A 20,776-nucleotide genomic window follows, 5' to 3' on the forward strand; every position below is an offset into this window, starting at 1 on the left:
TGGTTTGTCTCATCTGATCTCCCCACCCCCCATCCCATCGCCATGCCCACCACCGGTCTGCAGCGCCTGCTGGACGCTGCGCTGAGGCGCGGTCCCAATCGGCCGGCGTTGTTGGCCCCGAGCCCTCCCCTGACCTATCGCGCCCTGGAGGATGGTGCTGCCTGGTGGCTGGAGGCCTGTGGGCCGAGGGCATCCGGCCGGGTGAGCGGGTGGCCTGGCGACTCCCCAACGGCCCCGAAGCCGTGCTGATCTCCCTGGCCTGCTACCGGATCGGGGCGATCTCTGTGCCGATCAATGCGCGGCTCACGGAGGAAGAGGTGAAGGCGATGCTGGCGCGCATCGAACCCGGGGCTGTGGTGCTGCCCGCCGAGCAGGCTGAGCACGCGGCTGCCCTGGGCCCGCCGGCACTCCCCTGGCCGGCCCTGCTCGGCGCAGCACCGATCGATCCGGTGCAGGATCTGCCGGAAGACCATCCGGCCCTGATCCTGTTCACCTCCGGCAGCACCGGCCAGCCCAAGGGGGTGGTGCACTCCCACCGCGGCTGCCTGGCCGCGATCGACACCTGCCGCCTGGCGCTTGATCTGCAGGCCGACGACGTGGTGCTCGTGGGCAAGCCCCTCAGCCATGCGGGCGGCCTGCAGACCCAGCTGCTGCCCAGCCTGCGCGCCGGTGCCCAGGTGTTGCTGGCGACGCGGCCTTCAGCGGCGACAGCCGCAGCCCTGATCCAGCAGCACGGGGTGAGTGAGTTCGGTCTGCTGGCCAGTGATCTGCTCGACTTCGTGGACCATCTCGAGACCCGGCAGCTGGCCCTTCCCTCCCTGCGCCGGGTGATCGGTTCGGGCGACACCGTGCCCATGGAGTTGCAGAAGCGCTTCCGCGAGCTGTTCGGCTGGCCGGTGCTTGAGGGCTGCGGCATGACGGAGGTGGGTGGCTACTACGCCATGCACCCGATCCATGGCGAGCGCAAGCCAGGCTCGATCGGACGTCCCACCCCCGGCACGGACCTGCGGATCCTGCCGGAATCGGGCAGCACCGAGGTGGCAGAAGGCGGGATCGGGGAGTTCGCCGTGCGCACGGCCTCAGCCACGATCGGCTACTGGAAGGATGCCAAGGCCACCGAGGCCCTGTTTCGGGACGGTTGGTTGATGACAGGTGATCTGGGCCGTCGTGATGCCGATGGCACGCTCTGGTTCTGCGGGCGGCGCAAGCTGCTGATCGTGCGGCGCGGCTCGAATATCGCCCCGGCGGAGATCGAGGAACTGCTCGATGCCCATCCGGCGGTGCATGCTGCCGTGGTGGTGGGCATACCCCACCGCCGCGACGGTGCCGTGCCGGTGGCCTGGATCCAGCCCCAGCCAGGCGCTCCCGCCCCGAAGGAGAACGTGTTGCTCACCTATCTGGCCCAACACCTGGCCGCCTACAAGCTGCCGGCGCACGTGCTGCTTACCGCCGAACTCCCCCGCAACTGCACCGGCAAGGTCGACCGCAGGCAACTGCGTGAGCAGGCCCTCGCCCGGCTGGCGGGGGAGGGGCAACCCCTCCCCGTTCCCCATCCAGAAGGCTGAAGTCCATGCACCTCGCGATTGTTGCTCTGATGGTGGTCTGCCTGGTGGATGTGATGGGGCAGGGGATCGCCTTTCCCATCTTCGATGCCCTGCTGTTGAAGCCAGACTCCAGCTTCCTGGCCGCCGGCAGCCCGCCAGGCCAGGGTGCCTTCCTCTACGGCGTTGCCATCGGCACCTTCTTCCTTACCTGGTTTTTCGGCTCCATTTACATCTCCCGCCTGTCCGACAGCATCGGCCGCAGGCTGGGCATCCTCATCTGCCTGCTGGGGTCGATCGCGGGCTATGGGCTGGCGGCGGCGGCGATCCCGCTGCACAGCTACCCGCTGCTGGTGGCCTCCAGGGCCATCACAGGATTCACCGCCGGCACCCAGCCGATCGCAGCCGCCGCGATGATCGACCTGGCCTCCAATCAGAAAGAGAGCACCCGCAACCTGGGCCTGGCGACGGTGGGGGTGAGCATCGGCCTGGTGCTCGGGCCGATCATCGGCGGTGTGTTCTCCGATCCGGCCATCCTGGGTGGCCTGGCCTCTCCCCAGTTGCCCTTTGTGGTGGGGGGGATCCTGTGCCTGTTCGCCCTGGGGCTCGTGGTGCTCGGCTTCCGGGACGTGGTCACGGAGCGGGTCCCGCTGGAGCTGAGCCCCCTGGCGATCTCCCGCCTGCTCACTCACGCGCTCGAGCGCCGCAGCGTGCTGCGCATCACGGCGGTCTACTTCCCCTACATGCTCTGCTTCATGACGTTCTACGTGTTCGCCGCTGCCGATCTCACGGCCCGCTTCGGCTATGGCGCCCAGGCGGCCAGCATCGGCATGGTGTTGCTCGGCATCGGGCTGGCGCTGGCCAGCGGTGTTCTGGTGGCGCCGCTGAACGCCCGCCTCTCCCAGCGCACGATCATGGCGCTGGTGGCGGTGCTGCTCTGCGGGGTGATCACGGCATTTCTGCTGGTTCCTTCCGGACCACTGGCCCTGGCACTGTTGCTGCCGGCCGGAGCGCTGCATGGCATCGGCTATCCCACACTGCTCACCGGTTATTCGCAGGCCGCCTCCACCGACGAGCAGGGCTGGGTGATGGGCTTCTCCACGGCGTTGTTCACCCTGGCGGCGGCGATCGTGTCGTTCCTCGGGGGTCAGCTCAGTGCTTCGGGACCGGCGGAGCCGTTCCAGTTCGCGGTGGTCTGCGGCGTCGTGGCCACCGTTGCCACCCTGCTGATCTGGCGGCGTCAGCCGCGGGCAGAAGGCGCGAAGCCATGAGCATCACCCCCCCCGCAGCCGCACCGACAGATGCATCTGCGGGCTGCCAGGGCTGATCGGCACTTCCTTCACCGTGAGGTAAGGCTGGGCCTTCACCAGTTCGCTCAGTTTGCGGAAGCCGTAGCTGCGCGCGTCGAACGACGGATCGTGCTTCTGCAGCAGGCTGCCCACCATGCCCAGGGGGGCCCAGCCGTCGTCCTGGGTGACGGCCGCGATCGCCTCACTGAGGAAGGGCTTGAGCGGGGGGACGCCGTCGTGGTCATGGCCGGCGCCGCCGCCACCGGAGCTGGGCCGGCCGCTGCCGCGTTTGAGCAGGTCGATGTAGAGAAAGCGGTCGCAGGCAGCCACGAAGGCCTTCGGCGTCTTGCGCTCCCCGAAGCCGATCACCAGCAGCCCCTGTTCCCGGATCCTGGTGGCCAGGCGGGTGAAGTCGCTGTCAGACGACACCAGACAGAAACCCTCCACCCGGCCGCCGTGCAGCAGATCCATCGCATCGATGATCAGGGCCGAATCGGTGGCGTTCTTGCCGGTGGTGTAGCTGAACTGCTGCACCGGCACGATCGCGTGCACATTCAGCACCTCCTTCCAGCTGCCCAGCTGGGGTGTGGTCCAGTCGCCGTAGGCGCGCTTCACGGTGGCGGTTCCCACCTGGGCGATCTCCGCCAGCAGGTCGCTGATCACGGCGGCCTGGGCATTGTCGGAATCGATCAGCACCGCCAGATTCGGTGCCTCCCGGGTCATCGGGGTTCTGCAGCGGCGGCGCTGCCCCCGGCCCGCCAGCTGCGATCGAGCAGCTGGATCGGATGCAGCACCGGCAGCGCGGCGGCGGCCTCACCATCGAGGTGGCGGCGCAGCTGCATGGTGCAACCGATGTTGGCGCTCGCCACCAGGGCCGCTCCGGTGCCGGCCAGATCGGCGGCCTTGATGCGGCCCAGCTCGGCAGCCTCCTCCGGTTGCACCAGGTTGTAGATGCCGGCACTGCCGCAGCACACGCCGGCCTCGAAGGCCTCGCTGAGCGTCAGGTGGGGGATGGCGCGCAGGAGATCCCGCGGCTCACTGTGCAGGCCCTGGCCGTGGATCATGTGGCAGGCGTCATGGAAGGCCACCGGCAGCGGCCGCTCAGCGTTGGCGGTGCTGCCATCGGCGTGGGGCAGGGCCTGCAGTTGTTGACGGAACCCCTCGCTGAGGCCGAGCCGGACCAGAAATTCATGGATGTCGGCCACCGGCGCCGGGAAGCCGCGGCTGGCCAGGTGGTCGTAGGCCTTCATGGTGTGGCCGCAGCCGGAGGCCGCCACCAGCACCGCATCCAGCGGCTCAGGCCCAGCAGGGCGGCCCGGGCCCACCACGGCGCGGAAGCTCTGCACCAGCGCATCAGCCAGCTGGCGGGTGTGCTCCTCTTCCCCCTGGTGGTGGGTCACAGCGCCGCAGCAGCCCTGCTCCGCCGGAATCACCACCTCAATGCCATTGGCGCTCAGCACCCGCACCGCCGCCGCGTTCACCTCCGGATCGAACAGCCGCTGCACGCAGCCCAGCACCAGCCCCACCCGGGCGCGGCGCTCGCCCTGGGCCGGCACCACCGCTGGGAAGCCATCGCGGAAGGCCTCGGGCGCCAGGGGCGGCAACAGGCGCTCCAGGGCTTCGATCTGGGGGCCGAGCAGGCGGGTGAGGCCACTGCGGCGCACGAGACCCTGCAGGGGGGTGCCGGCGTAGAGCCGCAGGGGGCTGAGGGCGGCCCGCAGCCGCCGCGGGTAGGGCAACAGAGCGAACAGCAGCCGGCGGAAGGCGTTGGCCGCCGGGCTGCGCAGCTCCGGGGCGTTCAGCTTCGGGCGGGTGGCCTCGATCAGCTGGTCGTAGCGCACCCCCGAAGGACAGGCCGTGACGCAGGCCAGGCAACCCAGACAGGTGTCGAAGTGCTTCGCCACCGTGGCATCGAGCGGCAGCTCACCGGCCTCGATCGCCTTGAGGGCGTGGATGCGGCCCCGGGGCGAGTCCATCTCCGTGCCCAGCACCCGGTAGCTGGCGCAGCTGGGCAGGCAGAAGCCGCAGTGGACGCAGGGGTCGGTCGCCCCCGCCGGTAGACCAGGAAGAGTCATGGGGTCAGTCTGCCGTCAGCGGGCACCCTCCTGGCTGGCTGCTGCGGCTTCGCCTGTCACACCAGCTCCCGCCGCAGCTGCTCCGCCCAGCGATTCAGCCGTTCATCGGTGAGATCGGGCTCGGAGTCTTCATCGATCGGCAGGCCGCAGAAGCGGCCATTCAGCACGCTCTTGGAGCTGTTGTAGTTGTAATCGCTGATGTCCACCTGGCCCACCAACCGGGCACCGGCCCGCTCGAAGGCGCGATACAGCTCCTCCATCGCGTCGCAGAAGTAATCCCCATAGGAGGAGGAATCCCCCAGGCCCATGATCGCCACGGGCTTGCCGTGCAGCTTCGTTGTTTCGATCGCCTCCACGTGGGCATCCCAGGCCGTGCCGGAACGCAGATCATCCGCGCCGGTGTTCCAGGTGGGCGTGCAGCAGATCAGAGCTGCGCAGGCCCCGAGCACCGAGGTGTCGTTGATGTCGGCCACATCAACGACGGCAGCAGCTTTCACCAGCGGCGCCAGGCGATGGGCGACATCTTCCGTCTTTCCCGTGGACGTGGCGAAGTAGATGGTGGGTACCAGCATGAGCAGAACAGCTCTAAAGAACTCGAAAAGTCTTGCCCTCGCCAGCGGCCATCTGAAGCCGGCAGGCCACAGCGTGCCGTGAGGATTGTCACGACTGCAGGTCGCCCGTGATCCCACCCCATCCAGCCCCCAGGGGTACGTTGGAGATGCTTTGCTGATCGCCAATATGAGCTCCCCATCTCCCTCCCCCAATCTGGTTTTGTGGGGCTGGGTCAGCCCCTCATCGGTGGCCTCTCCCAACACTTTCCAGCTGCTGATGCGGCTACGCCGCGGTGATGATCTCGCCGCCATGTCAAAGGACTATCCAGAACTCACGGCGGAGCAACTCGACCTTGCCCGCCATCTGCAGGACCGGGAGTCTGAGCTGCATCGCCTCTATCAGGACATGCAGCGGGTCGAAAGCAGCAAGCTTCAGCTTGAGCGTGAACTCACCCACTCCCTGCTGAACCAGCCCCTCGGCTGAGAGATCACGGCTGCTGAGCGATCACTGCTGCTGAGCGACAACAGAAAGCCCTGGCCAGCGGCCAGGGCGATGGGAGTCAGGCCAGCTCCATGGCCTCCAGAGCCTTGTTCACCCGCTTGAAGTCAAAGCCGATGGCACGCAGGGCATGACGTGGCCGCCGACCACATCCTCCAGGCTGCTGATCGAGAGAAAGTGGGTCTGGTACGACCAGATCGTGGCCAGATCCACGTTCGGCTGCACCGTGCGCACCGTCTGGGTCGCCGTGTCGTAGAGGCCATGGCGTTGGGCCCATTCCACCAGTGCCGTGGCGCCCAGGCCCAGGAAGATCAGATGGTGGCCGAGAATCACGCCCAGCTGCTTGTGGTCGCTCCAGTCGAAGTCGAAGCGCCGGGCCGTTCCCTCCGCCTCCGCCAGATCCAGCGGGGCCCGGAACAGATGCCACATGCCACCAGCGGCCAGCACCGCTGCACTCACCAGGTGAAAGGCGGCGATGGCCACGATCGCCTCCGGCTGGGAGAGCACGCCCCCATCACCCACACCAATGCCGAGGCGAGCCAGATTGGGCAGCAGGATCAGGCTTTGTTCACCAAGGGGCTGATCGGTGGAATAGCGGCTCAGCTCATAAATGGTGAAGGATCCGGCCCAGAACATGATCAGGCCGGCATGGGCAGCATGGGCCGAAATGAAGCTGCCCGACTGGCTGACAAAGCGAGAGTTACCAGCCCACCAGTCATAGGCTGGCTCTGGATTGCCGTAGGATTGCATTGATGTGACTGCATGGCCAAGCCAACCTATCGGCCGGAGAAAGTGGACACGTGGGCAAAGCTTCGCGTCGAGGCAGGGTTCACAACAAGACCCTGTGGCAAAAGGTACACCGCTCTGTCAGATCCTGTGGGTGCAGTTCAGCTCCATCCGGCCAAAGTGCCATGGATTGATCACAGCATTTCATGGGGAAACCAATTCCAGCCCGCTACAGCAAGCCCGAAGACCGCGAACGGCGCATGCTCTCGATCACGCAGCTGCGCGACTGGTGCATGGGGCACCTCTCGGAGCTGGCCGCCAACGGTCAACACGACGATGCCCGTGCCCTCACGGCCGAACACCTCGAGATCCTCGAGAAGGTGGATGCCACGCGTGTGCTCTGGATGATCGTGGAGCCAGGCCCCGCCTGAGGGCCTCCAGGCCCGCACCTGAGGCGTGGCTGGAGGAGCGCTCCAGGAAGGCAGCGGAGCGCTGGGGCAGTTCCCATGGCAGGATTCCTTCCACAGCCATGCCGGTTTGAACTCGCCTATGCGGATTCTTGGACTTTCGGCCTACTACCACGATAGTGCTGCAGCATTGATTGTGGACGGCGAAGTGGTTGCCGCAGCCCAAGAGGAGCGCTTCAGTCGCAAGAAACATGACGCTACCTTTCCCGCAAGCGCAGCTCATTATTGCCTCAGCAGCCAACATCTGACTCCCGCCGATCTCGATGCGGTGGTGTATTACGAGAAGCCGCTGCTCACATTCGAGCGCCTACTGGAAACCTACCTGGGCGCCGCACCACGCGGAGGACGCTCCTTTGTGGCCGCCATGCAGGTGTGGTTGAAGGAGAAGCTGTTCATCAAATCCCGCCTGAAGCAGGAGTTGCGCGCCCTCGCGAACCGCATGGCCGGCGACGTCCGTGGGGACGGGGCCAAGCTGCCTGAGTTGCTGTTCAGCGAGCACCATCTCTCCCACGCTGGGGCAGCCTTCTATCCCAGCCCTTTCGACAAGGCTGCCGTGCTCTGCATGGATGGGGTGGGCGAATGGGCCACCACCTCGGCATGGCTCGGCGAAGGCAAAGACCTCAAGCTGCTCTGGGAGATCAATTTTCCGCACTCTCTCGGACTTCTCTATTCAGCGTTCACGTATTACTGCGGGTTCAAGGTGAATTCCGGAGAGTACAAGCTGATGGGGTTAGCTCCCTATGGCCAACCACGCTTTGTCGACCTGATCAAGAAGCACCTGATCGATATCAAACCAGATGGCACCTTCTGGTTGGACATGCGCTACTTCAAGTATCACCGTGGCTTCCGTATGACCAGCCGCAAGTTCGACAAGCTGTTCGCAAGCCCAGCGCGCGAACGCGAAACGGAGTTGCGTCAGTTCCACATGGACCTGGCGGCGTCGATTCAGGCTGTCACTGAGGAAATTGTGCTGAAGCTGGCGCGAACCCTGAGGGCTGAAACAGGGGCCACCAATCTGTGCCTGTCTGGTGGTGTCGCCCTCAACTGCGTTGCCAACGGCAAGCTGCTGCGGCAGAAGATCTTTGATCAGATCTGGATTCAACCCGCCAGTGGCGATGCCGGCTCAGCACTGGGAGCGGCCCTGGTGGCCTGGCACCAGCACCATCAACAGCCGCGTAAGCCCTGCGGCTCCCAGGCGGGGGGCGATGCCATGAAGGGGGCCTTGCTGGGCCCGCAGTTCAGCAATAAGGAGATTCGCAGCTACCTCGACTCGATTGAGGCCGACTACCAGGAGATCGAAGACGCACCGCTGTTTCTACGTCTGGCGGAGCTCCTGGACCAGGGGAAAGTGGTTGGCTGGTTCAATGGTTCGATGGAGTTTGGGCCTCGAGCCTGGGAGGGCGGTCGATCCTGGGCGATTCCAGAAATCAGGAGATGCAGAGCGTGATGAACCTCAAGATCAAGTATCGAGAGAGCTTCAGGCCCTTCGCACCGGCCGTGCTCGAGGAAGAGGCTTCCAGTCAATTTGAGCTTGACGCCTGCAGCCCATACATGTTGATCGTAGCCCCCTTGCGCGCAGAGCTCTGCATTCCCATGTCTGCCGAGCAGCAGCAACTCTTTGGGATCGAGAAACTAAGAATTTCACGTTCTAAACTACCCGCAGTCACCCACGTGGACTACACAGCCAGGGTGCAAACCGTAAATGCTTCGACCAATCCTCGCTTCTACAATCTCATCAGGGCCTTCCATCGCCGCACCGGCTGCCCAACCCTGGTCAACACATCATTTAACGTGAGAGGGGAGCCGATCGTCTGCAACCCTGAAGATGCCTATCGCTGCTTCATGCGCACGGAGATGGACGTGCTTGTATTAGAGAATCAGCTTTTGCTTAAGGAGAATCAGCAACCACAACATGCTGATCCAAGCTGGATGCAGGACTTTGAGTTGGATTGATGCGTACTGCCGTGCCAAGCCGCAAGCTGCTAAGGGAGTTTGGCCTGCTGGTGGGCAGCGTGATCCCAGTGGTGTTCGGCTGGCTGATTCCTGCGCTGCATGGGCACGCGCCTGTGCTGTGGCCCCTGCTGATTGGCCTGCCAGCCATCGGCCTTGCCCTGATGACTCCTGGGCTGCTGGCCTTTCCCTACCGCTGCTGGATGGCCCTGGGCCATGGGCTTGGCTGGATCAACAGCCATGTCATTCTTGGGCTGGTGTTCATTCTTGTGCTGCAACCCATTGCGCTGGTGATGCGGTTCAGGGGCCATGACCCACTGCGTCGCCGTGTCAGGAATAAGGACAGCTATCGCGAAACGCGCGCCCATTCGAGCATCAGTCTGAACCGCATTTTCTGATCACCTGCAACGGGAAGCCGCCATGGAAGCACTGCTTGATCTGCTCAAGGACGTCTGGGATTTTCTGAGGGTTCGCAAGAAATACTGGTTGGCGCCACTGATCATCACGATCGTGCTGATGGGTGGGCTGATTGTCTTCACCCAGGGGTCCGTGCTGGCTCCGTTTATCTACTCCATTTTCTGATGCGCCTTGATGCGTCCCGGATGCGCAGCTTTCTCAAGCTCTGTGGCATCAATGGAGCAGTTCTGATCATCTTCCTGCTGGCGCTGGAGGTGATCTCAGCCATGGTCTACAAATCACTTCCTGGTGGCTTGATCTCGAGGCGGCAAGGCCCTGTGAAGACATGGAACTTTGAGCTGCATCCGGCAGTTGGCCATGCCCATCAGGCCAGGGATTTCAAGATCAGTCCCAATGCCGATGGGTCTGATTCCAGCAGCACCCTCTTCACCCGAAAGACCTATGGCACAGGCAACGAGATGGCGCGGCTGCTCGTGCTGGGGGGATCCACAACCGATCCACTTGGCGTTCAGTTTTCGGGCGTGAACGGCACCTGGCCTGACCAGTTGGGCCGCTTGCTGGCCTCGGGGACTCCCCAGGCCAGGATTCAGATCACCAATGCGGCCATCGGTGGTGGCACCAGCTCCCAGGAAGTGGTGCGGCTTCTGGCCAGCTTCTCTGAAGCCGCACCTGGATGGGTGGTGAGCTTCAACGGCATTAACGAGCTCTATTTCGCCGACGAGAGTCTCTACGGATCCAATGACAAGATCTATGCCCCCAGAATGCTGCTCAAAGCCCTGGAAGATAAGCCCTTCAATCACATTCCCTATCGCGATCGCAGCTATTACTCCTGTGGCCTGCTCTGCTTCACAGACAACAGCGCCGTTCTGCGGCTCGCCCAGGTGCTCCTGGCCACTGCTGGATCTACAGCGACGGATCAGCCCGCCGCCAAGCCAGTGACGCTTGATCCCAACAAGCAGCAACGCTGGCTCTCTGCGCAGCCGATCTCCCAGCCAAGACAACAGGGTTTGGAGCGGGCTGCTGCGATCTGGAGCGACAACGTCAAAGCGATGCATGGCATCACCGCAGCTCGCGGCGCTCGCTATCTGGTGGTGTTGCAGCCCACGCTGGGCCTCGACCGCAACCGGGCCCAGCTGCTCGCTGATGGCCGTCTGGCCTCCGATCGCAACAGCGTCGATGCCGTGACCGTGGCCCTGCTTGAGCGCAAAGGCTATGTGGAAGAGATCAACGCGCTCTATGCCCATCTCCGGCGCTCCTGTGGGCAGCTGCCCTATTGCCTGGATCTGAGCCAGGCCAGCGAACTCACCACCAACCTCGCGCTGTACACCGATCCGCGCCACCTCAACGCCAGCGGCAATCAGCGCATCGCCGAGCTGATCGCCACCCGCATCAGACCCTGAGAGCCCCAGGGCTCAGCCGCCGAAGTGCCCCACCACGGCCTCGGCGAAGCCCGAGCAACTCACGGGATCCACGGGCGGCTCCATCAACCGGGCCAGGTCGTAGGTGACCTCACCCTTGGCGATGGCGGCGCTGAGCCCGGCCGTGATCAGGTCGGCGGCCTCCTGCCAGCCCAGGTACTCCAGCATCATCACGCCGCTGAGGATCACCGAGCCGGGGTTGATCCGGTCGAGGCCGGCGTGCTTGGGCGCCGTGCCGTGGGTGGCCTCGAAGATCGCCGCGTTGTCGCCGATGTTGGCCCCGGGCGCCATGCCCAGGCCCCCCACCACGGCGGCCGCCGCATCGGAGATGTAATCGCCGTTGAGGTTGAGGGTGCAGAGCACCGAATACTCCTGGGGCCTGGTCTGGATCTGCTGGAAGATGCTGTCGGCGATGCGGTCGTCCACCAGCACCATCGCCTTCCACTTGCCGTAGCCGTGGGTCTCGCCGATGGCGTCGAGCACCCCCTTCACCTCGGCGTCCACCGCCGCCTTCTTCTCGGGGGTGAGGCTGTCGTAGCCGGGCTCGATCAGGCGGGCGTTCTCCTCCACCGTGAGCCCGTGGTTGCGGGCCAGATTGTCGAGAATCCAGCTCTCGCGCTCGGTGACGCAGACGTCACGGAACTCGCTGGTGGCCAGCTCATAGCCCCAGTCGCGGAAGGCCCCTTCCGTGAACTTCATGATGTTGCCCTTGTGCACCAGGGTCACGTGGCGCTTGGCCCCCTCCAGGCCCAGGGCGTGCTGGATCGCCTTGCGCACATGGCGCTGGGTGCCGGCCTTGCTCACCGGTTTGATGCCGATGCCGGAGCCCGCCGGGATGCTGCGCTTGCCGAGCTTGCCGTTGGCCGGGATCACCACGTCGTTGAGGTGGGCGATCAGCTCCACACACACCGGATCGCTGGCCTCCCACTCGATCCCCATGTAGATGTCCTCGGTGTTCTCCCGGTAGACCACCACGTCGAGATCCTGGGGGCGCTTGTGGGGGCTGGGGGTGCCGCTGTAGTAGCGGCAGGGGCGCACACAGCAGTAGAGATCGAAGATCTGGCGCAGGGCCACGTTCAGCGAGCGGATGCCGCCGCCGATCGGCGTGGTGAGCGGACCCTTGATCGCCACGCCGTACTGCTCAATGGCGCTGAGGGTGTCCTGGGGCAGGTATTGGTAGGTGCCGTAGAGGTCGCAGGCCTCGTCGCCGGCGTACACCTTGAACCACTCGATGCGGCGCTCACCGCCGTAGGCCTTGGCCACCGCCGCATCGAGCACCCGCTGGGTGGCGGGCCAGATGTCCACGCCGGTGCCGTCGCCGCGGATGAAGGGGATGATCGGGTCGGGAGGCACCAGCGGCTGGCCGTTCTCGAACCGGATGGCGGTGCCGCTGCTGGGGGGGCTGAGCTTCTCGAAGCTTCCTGGGCTGGTCGCCATGCTGGTTGCGCTGGTAGCCATTCCTGCGGCACTGGAGGGTGCGGGGAGCCTAGGTTTCGCTCCTACGGGGTTCTGCTCAGGGGAAACGGCATGAACGCTGCCGATCAGGCCAGAAATCTGGAACTGGCCCAGGCGATCGCCTCGGCGGCGGCTCTGTTCCGGGTGCACTTCCCTGATGCCCGCGCCAATCTCAAGCCCTGGCGCGACGATCCCTGCACCCGCCAGTTCGACGACCAGGACAGTCTCGACCTCTCCTTTCACCTGCCCGGCTGGAGCCCCCGCAGCCAGTGCCGCTCCTTCCTGGTGCAGTTACGCCTGGCTGCCGCGCCCGGATCGCCGGCAGGCAGGCCGCGCCTGATCGGCGTGCTGATCCGGGGCCTCACCTACGAGTCCGAGCGTTGGCGGCTGGCCACCCTGGGCGACTGGCATCCCACCGGCAGCCACCCTCCGGACGCGATCACGGTGGCCAAGCTGCAGCAGTTCTGCCGCGAGCTCTTCGACCTGTTCGAGGCCAGCGGCGCCTGCGCCGCGTAACCCTTCGCAATCTGGGAACCCCGCAGGCAAACGCCACGCTTACCGTGACGTCCAGCCCGCTGCAAGTCCCCACCGGTCATGTCCGTTGCTCTCGCTTCCCAGCTGCGTGAAGGCACCAAAAAGGCCCACACGATGGCGGAGAACACCGGCTTCGTGAGCTGCTTCCTGAAGGGCGTGGTGGACAAGGTCAGCTACCGCACTCTGGTGGCCGATCTCTACTTCGTGTACTCCGCCATGGAGGAGGAGCTCGCCGGCCTGCGCGACCATCCCGTGGTAGGCCCGTTGGCCTTCCCCGAACTCAACCGCCGCGACACCCTCGAGCAGGATCTCGCCTTCTACTTCGGCCCCGACTGGTGCAGTTCCGTGAAGGCCACCCCCGCCGCCCAGGAGTACGTGGCGCGGCTGCACCAGGTGGCCAAGGAGAGCCCTGAGCTGCTGGTGGGCCACCACTACACCCGCTACATCGGCGACCTCTCCGGTGGCCAGATCCTCAAGAACATCGCCCAGAAAGCCATGAACCTGGGTGAACACGATGGTCTGCGCTTCTACGAATTCGCGGCCATTCCCGATGAGAAGGCCTTCAAGGTGAACTACCGCGCCACGCTCGATCAACTGCCGATCGACCAGGCCACGGCCGATCGCATCGTGGCCGAGGCCAACCAGGCCTTCCACCTGAACATGAAGATGTTCCAGGAACTGGAAGGCAACCTGGTGGCCGCCATCGGCAAGGTGCTGTTCGGCTTCCTCACCCGCCGCCAGCGCAGCGGCAGCACCGAAGCCGTCGCCGCCTGACGGCCCTGTTGCGTTCGCTTCGATTTCTGGTGCCCGGCACCGGCGGCCGGCTGAGGGGCGGCGGCCTGCTGGTGGAACTGCAGACTGCCCGCCTGCTGCAGCAGCTGGCTCCCACCGAGGTGGTGACCTACCGGCGGCGGGAGCCTGAGCGGCCCTTTCTGGCCGACCTGCTGCGCGCCGAACCTCTGGGGTCGCCCGCAGCCCGGCAGGTGCTCTGGATCGTGAGCTGGGGCTTTGAGGTGCCCGGCCAGCTGCGGGCCCTGCGGGGCCGTCCGGTGGCCTACCACGCCCACAGCAGCGGCTACGGCTTCCGGCTGCCGCCGGGGGTGCCGGTGCTGGCGGTGAGCCGCAACACGCTCGGCTACTGGGGCCAGTGGGCCAGCCGCAATCCCCTGGCCCTGGTGCCGAATGCCCTGGCGCCGATGTGGCTGCAGCGGGGCCGCCGTGACGGCTCCGGTCCCCGGCCGGTGGATGTGCTCGTGCAGCAGCGCAAGAGCAGCGCCTACCTGCTGCAGGAGCTGGTGCCGGCCCTGCGGCGGCGGGGGCTGCGGGTGGAGGTGCAGAGCGGCTGGGTGGACGATCTGGTGGACCTGTTCAACAGCGCCGCCGTGGTGCTCTACGACTCCGCCGACCACTGGCGCGTCAGCGGGGTGAGCGAGGGCTTCGGGCTGCCGCCGCTGGAGGCCCTGGCCTGCGGCTGCGTGCTGTTCAGCAGCTTCAACCACGCCCTGGCCGACAGCCTCGACCCCGGCCGCCTGGGCCACCAGCTCGGCTGCGGCACCCTCAGCGCCGACCTGGAGCGGATCTGTGCCGCCGTGGCCGATCCGGCGGCCTGGCGAGCCCCGGCGGCTGACCTTGAGGCGCTGCTGGTGACCAGCAGCGAAGTGGCCCTGCTGGAACGCTGGCGCGACGCCCTCAGCCTGGTGAACGACCACTGGGACCGGCTGCTGGCGGGGGAGCCTCCCCTTGAGGCCCCACCGCTGTGGCGGTTGCAGGCCCGGCGCTGGCGAGCCCGGCTGGGGCGGGTGCTGGCGCGGGGCGGTGCCTAGGGTGCGGCCAGCACTTCTGGCCCTTGGATGAGCGCCTTCCTGGCCGGCCTCAACGACGCCCAGCGCAAGGCGGTGGATCACCACACCGGCCCCCTGCTGGTGGTGGCGGGGGCGGGCAGCGGCAAGACCCGGGCGCTCACCCACCGCATCGCCCACCTGATCGGCCACCACGGCGCCGATCCGGCGGAGCTGCTGGCGGTGACCTTCACCAACAAGGCGGCCCGGGAGATGAAGGAGCGGCTGGAGCTGCTGCTGGCCCAGAAGCTGGCCCAGAGCCAGTTCGGCCAGCCCTGGAGCACCCTGCCGCCCCAGGAGCAGCGCCAGCTGCGCAGCCGCATCTACCGCGAGGTGATCAAGGATCTCTGGATCGGCACCTTCCACGCCCTGTTTGCGCGGCTGCTGCGCTTCGACATCGACAAGTTCCGCGATCCCGAGGGGCTCAGCTGGACCCGCCAGTTCTCGATCTACGACGAGGGCGACGCCCAGAGCCTGGTGAAGGAGATCGTGACCCAGGAGCTGGGCCTCGACCCCAAACGCTTCGAACCCAAGAAGGTGCGCTGGGCGATCAGCAACGCCAAGAACCAGGGCTGGCTGCCGGAGCAGCTGGAGGCCGATGCCGGCGGCCAGCGGGGCAAGCTGATGGCCGAGACCTACCGCCGCTACCGCCGCGCCCTGGCCGCCAATAACGCGCTCGACTTCGACGATCTGCTGCTGCTGCCGGTGCAGCTGCTCAGCCAGAACGAGCAGGTGCGCCACTACTGGCACCGCCGCTTCCGCCACGTGCTGGTGGATGAATACCAGGACACCAACCGCACCCAGTACGACCTGATCAAGCTGCTGGTGACCGACGGCCAGGACCCGGACACCTACGCCAACTGGCAGGGCCGTTCGGTGTTCGTGGTGGGCGACGCCGACCAGAGCATCTACAGCTTCCGTGCCGCCGACTTCACGATCCTGATGGGCTTTCAGGACGACTTCGGTGATGGCGCCGCCGATGAGGCCACCCGCACGATGGTGAAGCTGGAGGAGAACTACCGCTCCACCGCCACGATCCTGGCGGCCGCCAACGCCCTGATCGCCCACAACACCGAGCGCATCGACAAGGTGCTGCGCCCCACCCGCGGCGAGGGCGAGCCGATCCACCTCACCCGCTGCGACGACGAGATCGCCGAGGCCGAGGCGGTGGTGCAGCGCATGCGCCTGCTCGATGCCGCCCACGACGAGCTGCGCTGGGGTGACATGGCCGTGCTCTACCGCACCAACGCCCAGAGCCGGGCGATGGAGGAATCGCTGGTGCGCTGGGGCATCCCCTACATCGTGGTGGGGGGGCTGCGCTTCTACGACCGGCGCGAGATCAAGGACATGCTCGCCTACCTGAAGCTGCTGGTGAATCCGGCCGACACCGTGAGCCTGCTGCGGGTGCTCAACACCCCCAAGCGCGGCATCGGCAAGACCACGATCGAGCGTCTCACCGACGCCTCCAACCAGCTGGGCATCCCCCTCTGGGAGGTGGTGAGCGACGCCGAGGCGGTGCGCTCCCTGGGGGGGCGCTCCGCCCGGGGGCTGCTGCAGTTCCGCGAACTGATCAGCGACCTGCAGACCCGCAGCCAGGACGCGGCCCCCTCGGAGCTGGTGCAGCGGGTGATGGAGCAGAGCGGCTACCTGGCCGAGCTGATCACCGAGGGCACCGATGAGGCGGAAGACCGGCGCCGCAACCTCAACGAGCTGGTCAACGCCGCCCTGCAGTACCAGGAGGAGAACGAGGAGGGCTCGCTCGAGGATTTCCTGGCCTCAGCGGCCCTGGCCAGTGACGCCGACAGCAAGGACACCCAGCAGGACCGGGTGACGCTGATGACCCTGCACGCCAGCAAGGGGCTGGAGTTCCCGGTGGTGTTCCTGGTGGGGATGGAGCAGGGGCTGTTCCCCAGCTACCGCTCCCTGGAGGATCCCTCGGCCATGGAGGAGGAGCGCCGCCTCTGCTACGTGGGCCTCACCCGCGCCAAGGAGCGGCTGTTCCTCTCCCATGCCAGCGAGCGGCGCCTCTGGGGCGGCATGCGTGAGCCGGCGGTGCCGTCGGTGTTCCTGGCCGAGCTGCCCGAGGAGCTGGTGCAGGGCGACATCCCCCGCAGCGGCGGCGCCGCCATCCGCCGTGAACAGCGGCTGGATCGCCTCACCCGGGTGGATCGCCAGGAGAGCCGCCAGGTGGCGGCCGGCGGCGCGGCGGGGTGCCGGCCAACGCCGTGCGCCGCCGCGGGTCCGCGATTGGCGGCGGTGGCGGCAAAACCTGGGCGGTGGGGGATCGGCTGCGCCACAGCTCCTTCGGGGAGGGGCACGTGACCCACCTCTTCGGCAGCGGCGAGAAGATCTCGATCGCCGTGAAGTTCGAGGGCATGGGCCCCAAGATCCTCGATCCGCGCCTGGCGCCGATCGAGCAACTCTGAGCCGAAACCTTGGACGTTCCCGGCATTCCCGCGGTGCTCTCGGCCGCCCTGGCCGCGGTGGCGCGGCAGGGAGAGGCCTCCGGGCAGCGGCTGGCGCTGGTGGGGGGCGCCGTGCGCGATCTGCTGCTGCACCGGGTGCACAACGACCCCTGGCGCGGCGTGCCCGACCTGGATCTGGTGGCGGATGGCTCCGCCAGCGCCCTGGTGCGGCGGCTGGAAGCGACCCTGCCGCCGGGGGCCCTGCGGGGGGCCCAGGAGCACGGGGCCTTCGGCACGGTGGAGCTGGAGCTGCAACTCGAGGGGCAGACGGTGCTGCTGGATCTGGCCACAGCCCGCCGTGAGACCTACCCGCAACCGGGCGAGAACCCGAAGGTGGTGCCGGGCCGGCTCGCCGACGACCTGGCCCGCCGCGACTTCACGATCAATGCCATCGCCCTGGATCTGGCCAGCGGCGAGCTGCTCGACCCCCATGGCGGCCAGGCCGACCTGCAGCGGCGGCAACTGCGGCTGCTGCACCCCCACAGCCTGCGGGACGACCCCAGCCGGCTGGTGCGCGGCGCCCGCTATGGGGCCCGGCTGGGGTTCCAGCTGGAGGCCGGCAGCCGGGAGCAGGCCCGGCGCACCCTGGCGGCCTGGCCCTGGGCCTGGCATTCCGGCGAGCGGCCGGGCCAGGCGCCAGCCGCCCTCGGCACCCGGCTGCGCATGGAGCTGGAGCTGCTGCTGCGGCGTGAACCCTGGCCCCAGGCCCTGGCGCTGCTGCAGAACTGGGGTGGTCTGGCCCTGCTGGATGCCCAGCTGCAGGCCGATCACCACTGGCACCGCCGCCTGCGCTGGGCCCAGCGGGCCGGCCTGCCGCTGCTGGCGGCCCTGGTGGCCGGGGCCGCCGATCCCCTCGCCCTGGCCGAGCGGCTGCAGTTGCCCCACCGCCAGCACCCGGCTGCTGGCCCAGTGGCTGCAGCTGCGGGCCGCCCTGGCGGCGCTGGGCGGCGAGGCGGCGCCGCGCTCGGTGGTGTCCTGGTGTGCCGTGCTGGAGACCCCCGGGATCGCCCCCGAGGCCGTGGCGCTGGCGTTGGTCACGGGCACCGGCGCTCGCCGGCCACTGCTGCGCTGGTGGCTGCGCTGGCGGGATCTCCAATCGCCGCTGGGGGCCAGGGAACTGATCGCCCAGGGGCAGGCGCCGGGGCCTGGGCTGGGGGAGCGGCTGCGACAGCTGCGAGCCGAGCGACTGGAGCAGGAGAAGCTGTAGCGCCCTGGCTTCCGGTCCGAACCGTGGGGTGGTCTGGTCGTTCTGGACTCCTCCTCAAGCCCCCCACCCCGCAGCGCACCGCTCACCTGCCCCATAGGATCCGCCCAGCCGATCACCCCGCTTGGCCGCTGTGATGTCCTGCCCGGTGGTGGTGGCCGTTCCGGCGAGGCTGGAATCCTCGCGGCTGCCCGGCAAGGTGCTCGCCGACATCGCTGGCCGGCCGATGCTGCGCCACGTGCTCGAGCGCTGCGGCCAGGCCCGGGGGGTGGACCACGTGGTGGTGTGCACCGACAGCGAGCTGGTGAGGGAGGCGGCGGCCGCCTGGGGGTTTGCGGCCCTGATCACCTCCCCCCGTTGCAGCAGCGGCAGCGAGAGGCTGGCCTCGGTGGTCGACGCGCTGATGGCAGCTGGTGGCGGGCTCGCCGCCGAAACCCTGGTGATCAATGTGCAGGGAGATCAGCCCCTGCTCGATCCCTCGATCATCGAGGCGATGGTGGAGCGCTTCCGGGCCCTGGGGGCTCCGCCGGTGCTGACGCCCGTGTACCCCCTCGAGGCCGCCAAGCTGCACGACCCCAACGTGGTGAAGGTGCTGCGAGCCGCCGATGGTCGGGCCATCACCTTCTCCCGCAGCGCCCTGCCCCACGTGCGCGACCTGCCGCCCGAGCTCTGGGCCAGCCGCACCACCTACTGGGGCCACGTGGGCCTCTACGGCTACCGAGCCGATGTGCTGGCGGGCTGGGGGGCCTTGCCGCCTTCGCCGTTGGAGCAGCTGGAGAAACTCGAGCAGCTGAGGCTGATCGAGGCCGGCGTGCCGATCGCCACCTTCGTGGTGGAGCAGGACTGCTTCTCGGTGGACACCGCCGAGCAGCTGGAGCAAGCCAGGCGGTGGCTGAGCTCCTCTGCCGCCGGAGCCTGAGCACAGCACTGTCCTGATCAGCCGTTGCCGTCGCGCCAGCCCTGCCGGTGCAGGGCCTGCAGGGCGCCGCGCGCTTGCAGCAGCGCCTCCGCCAGCTCCCGCACGGCGCCGTGGCCACCCCGTTGCCGCAGCACCCAGTCGGCCCGGCGACGCAGGCCCCGGGCGGCATCAGCGGGCGCCACCAGCAGCCCCGCCGCCGGCCGCACCACCAGATCGTTGAGGTCATCGCCGATGAAGGCCGTGTGGGCCGGCGCCGCGCCCAGCTCCGCCTGCAGCTGCCGCAGCCCCGTCAGCTTGTCGCCCACCCCCACGCGGCAGTGGCGGATCTGCAGATGGCGGGCCCGGTGCTCCACCGCCCCGCTGCGGCCGCCGCTGAGCAGAGCCACCTCGAGGCCGGCCTGCTGCAGCAGCCGGATGGCCAGGCCGTCGCGCACATCAAAGCGCTTCACAACAGCGCCGGCCTCGTCGTAGTGGAGGCCGCCGTCGGTGAGCACCCCGTCCACGTCGCACACCAGCAGCTGCACCGCCGCCAGCCGCGGCCCGATCGCCAGACGCTGCAGGCGGGAGCGCAGGGCGTGCAGGGGGGCGGCCATGGACGTCAGTAGCTGCTGACGGCCAGGTCGTCCTGCACCACGGCGCGCAGCTGCATCAGCTGGCGCAGCAGGGCCTCCAGCCGGTGCAGGGGCACCATGTTGGGCCCGTCGCTGAGGGCCTGGTCGGGGTCGGGGTGCACCTCCATGAACAGCCCATCCACCCCCGCCGCCACCGCCGCCCGGGCCAGGGGCGCCACGAACTCCCGCTGGCCGCCTGAGCTGGTGCCCTGGCCGCCCGGCTGCTGCACGGCGTGGGTGGCATCGAAGATCACCGGGCAACCCAACGCCTGCATCTGGGGCACGCTGCGGTAGTCCACCACCAGGGTGTTGTAGCCGAAGCTGGAGCCGCGCTCCGTGAGCCAGAGGCGGCCGCTCTCGGGGGTCAGGCCGCCCTCCCCCAGCTTGTTCACCACCTGGGCCATGTCCCACGGCGCCAGGAACTGGCCCTTCTTCACGTTCACCACCTTGTCGGTGCCGGCCACCGCCTGGGCGGCGGCCTCAAGCAGGTCGGTCTGGCGGCAGAGGAAGGCGGGAATCTGCAGCACATCCACCGCCTGGGCGGCGGCGGCGGCCTGGTGGCTCTCGTGGATGTCGGTGAGCACGGGGATGCCCAGCTGCTGCCGCACCTCCTGAAGGATGGCCAGGCCCTCCTCGGCGCCGGGCCCCCGGAACGACTGGCCCGAGCTGCGGTTGGCCTTGTCGAAGCTGGCCTTGAACACGTAGCTGATGCCCAGCTCCTTGCAGAGCTCGCTCACCCGCTCGGCCACCTGCAGCACCAGATCGCGGCTCTCGATCACGCAGGGTCCGGCGATCAGGCGAAAGGTCATCGGGAGGG

General features: G+C 67.5%; 18 protein-coding genes and 3 pseudogenes. 14 read left to right on the top strand and 7 right to left on the bottom strand.

Annotation, left to right across the window (positions count from 1 at the left end):
* Positions 1–164: 164 nt before the first annotated feature.
* Together IQ220_RS02205 and IQ220_RS02210 are read left to right on the top strand one after the other, a co-directional pair.
* Entirely contained in the window at positions 165–1,565 is a 1,401-nt protein-coding gene (locus tag IQ220_RS02205; protein WP_193913043.1) for an AMP-binding protein, read from the top strand.
* 5 nt (positions 1,566–1,570) lie between these two features.
* A complete protein-coding gene (locus IQ220_RS02210; protein ID WP_193913041.1) occupies positions 1,571–2,812 on the top strand; it encodes an MFS transporter in 1,242 nt (413 codons plus the stop codon).
* 3 nt (positions 2,813–2,815) lie between these two features.
* On the opposite strand, the gene IQ220_RS02215 is transcribed toward IQ220_RS02210, so the two are convergent.
* From IQ220_RS02215 to fldA, 3 genes are read right to left on the bottom strand one after another with little or no spacing between them, the layout of a single operon-like run.
* Positions 2,816–3,553 (bottom strand): NYN domain-containing protein, encoded by a 738-nt coding sequence (locus IQ220_RS02215; RefSeq protein ID WP_193913039.1) that lies wholly within the window; start codon positions 3,551–3,553, stop codon positions 2,816–2,818.
* A complete protein-coding gene (locus tag IQ220_RS02220; RefSeq protein WP_193913037.1) occupies positions 3,550–4,905 on the bottom strand; it encodes a (Fe-S)-binding protein in 1,356 nt (451 codons plus the stop codon). Before IQ220_RS02220 ends, IQ220_RS02215 begins: the two co-directional genes overlap by 4 nt.
* A gap of 56 nt (positions 4,906–4,961) precedes the next feature.
* On the bottom strand, positions 4,962–5,474 hold the full coding sequence (gene fldA, locus IQ220_RS02225) for a flavodoxin FldA (RefSeq protein WP_186700033.1): 513 nt from the start codon (positions 5,472–5,474) through the stop codon (positions 4,962–4,964).
* Positions 5,475–5,703: 229 nt separating this feature from the next.
* Between fldA and IQ220_RS02230 the strand changes: the two genes are divergently transcribed.
* On the top strand, positions 5,704–5,940 hold the full coding sequence (locus IQ220_RS02230) for a hypothetical protein (RefSeq protein ID WP_193913035.1): 237 nt from the start codon (positions 5,704–5,706) through the stop codon (positions 5,938–5,940).
* A 147-nt stretch (positions 5,941–6,087) separates the two neighbouring features.
* Here the strand turns inward: IQ220_RS02230 and IQ220_RS02235 are convergent.
* Positions 6,088–6,705 (bottom strand): annotated as a pseudogene (locus IQ220_RS02235) (chlorophyll a/b binding light-harvesting protein); the annotation flags it as partial.
* Between the two features lie 182 nt (positions 6,706–6,887).
* Between IQ220_RS02235 and IQ220_RS02240 the strand changes: the two are divergent.
* The 5 genes and pseudogenes from IQ220_RS02240 (at position 6,888) to IQ220_RS02260 (ending at position 10,915) form a co-directional block, all read left to right on the top strand.
* On the top strand, positions 6,888–7,112 hold the full coding sequence (locus tag IQ220_RS02240; protein ID WP_186698211.1) for a hypothetical protein: 225 nt from the start codon (positions 6,888–6,890) through the stop codon (positions 7,110–7,112).
* A 118-nt stretch (positions 7,113–7,230) separates the two neighbouring features.
* A pseudogene (locus tag IQ220_RS02245) lies at positions 7,231–9,101 on the top strand (carbamoyltransferase).
* Entirely contained in the window at positions 9,101–9,496 is a 396-nt protein-coding gene (locus IQ220_RS02250) for an SxtJ family membrane protein (protein WP_193913032.1), read from the top strand. The pseudogene IQ220_RS02245 and the gene IQ220_RS02250 overlap by 1 nt, the downstream one beginning before the upstream one ends.
* Positions 9,497–9,518: 22 nt before the next feature.
* Positions 9,519–9,680 carry a DUF5989 family protein gene (locus tag IQ220_RS02255; RefSeq protein WP_186698215.1) on the top strand — a complete coding sequence of 54 codons (162 nt, stop codon included), beginning with the start codon at positions 9,519–9,521 and terminating at the stop codon, positions 9,678–9,680.
* 20 nt (positions 9,681–9,700) lie between these two features.
* Entirely contained in the window at positions 9,701–10,915 is a 1,215-nt protein-coding gene (locus IQ220_RS02260; RefSeq protein ID WP_193913030.1) for an SGNH/GDSL hydrolase family protein, read from the top strand.
* Between the two features lie 12 nt (positions 10,916–10,927).
* Here IQ220_RS02260 and IQ220_RS02265 read toward each other — a convergent pair whose 3' ends face one another.
* Positions 10,928–12,370, bottom strand: coding sequence for an NADP-dependent isocitrate dehydrogenase (locus IQ220_RS02265; RefSeq protein ID WP_193913028.1), 1,443 nt, complete (start codon positions 12,368–12,370; stop codon positions 10,928–10,930).
* Between the two features lie 90 nt (positions 12,371–12,460).
* Between IQ220_RS02265 and IQ220_RS02270 the strand changes: the two genes are divergently transcribed.
* The 6 genes and pseudogenes from IQ220_RS02270 to kdsB all read left to right on the top strand — a co-directional run bounded on the left by IQ220_RS02270 (position 12,461) and on the right by kdsB (position 19,348).
* The gene (locus tag IQ220_RS02270; RefSeq protein WP_186698219.1) at positions 12,461–12,904 is read left to right on the top strand and encodes a hypothetical protein; all 444 of its coding nucleotides are present in this window, start codon (positions 12,461–12,463) and stop codon (positions 12,902–12,904) included.
* A gap of 78 nt (positions 12,905–12,982) precedes the next feature.
* Positions 12,983–13,696, top strand: a complete 714-nt coding sequence (locus IQ220_RS02275) for a heme oxygenase (biliverdin-producing) (RefSeq protein ID WP_193913026.1) — start codon at positions 12,983–12,985, stop codon at positions 13,694–13,696.
* Positions 13,697–13,704: 8 nt separating this feature from the next.
* The gene (locus tag IQ220_RS02280) at positions 13,705–14,745 is read left to right on the top strand and encodes a glycosyltransferase (RefSeq protein WP_186698223.1); all 1,041 of its coding nucleotides are present in this window, start codon (positions 13,705–13,707) and stop codon (positions 14,743–14,745) included.
* A gap of 27 nt (positions 14,746–14,772) precedes the next feature.
* A pseudogene (locus IQ220_RS02285) lies at positions 14,773–17,186 on the top strand (UvrD-helicase domain-containing protein).
* Between the two features lie 9 nt (positions 17,187–17,195).
* Positions 17,196–18,566: a hypothetical protein gene (locus IQ220_RS16195; RefSeq protein ID WP_370566308.1), complete on the top strand. Its 1,371-nt coding sequence runs from the start codon at positions 17,196–17,198 to the stop codon at positions 18,564–18,566.
* The gene (gene kdsB, locus IQ220_RS02295; RefSeq protein WP_193913199.1) at positions 18,566–19,348 is read left to right on the top strand and encodes a 3-deoxy-manno-octulosonate cytidylyltransferase; all 783 of its coding nucleotides are present in this window, start codon (positions 18,566–18,568) and stop codon (positions 19,346–19,348) included. The genes IQ220_RS16195 and kdsB overlap by 1 nt, the downstream gene beginning before the upstream one ends.
* 17 nt (positions 19,349–19,365) lie before the next feature.
* Here kdsB and IQ220_RS02300 read toward each other — a convergent pair whose 3' ends face one another.
* Both IQ220_RS02300 and kdsA read right to left on the bottom strand, forming a co-directional pair.
* Positions 19,366–19,941, bottom strand: coding sequence for an HAD family hydrolase (locus IQ220_RS02300; protein WP_193913024.1), 576 nt, complete (start codon positions 19,939–19,941; stop codon positions 19,366–19,368).
* Between the two features lie 5 nt (positions 19,942–19,946).
* Complete coding sequence (kdsA, locus tag IQ220_RS02305) at positions 19,947–20,768, bottom strand: 3-deoxy-8-phosphooctulonate synthase (RefSeq protein ID WP_193913022.1); 822 nt, start codon at positions 20,766–20,768, stop codon at positions 19,947–19,949.
* Between the last annotated feature and the right edge of the window lie 8 nt (positions 20,769–20,776).

Source organism: Cyanobium sp. LEGE 06113, assembly GCF_015207615.1.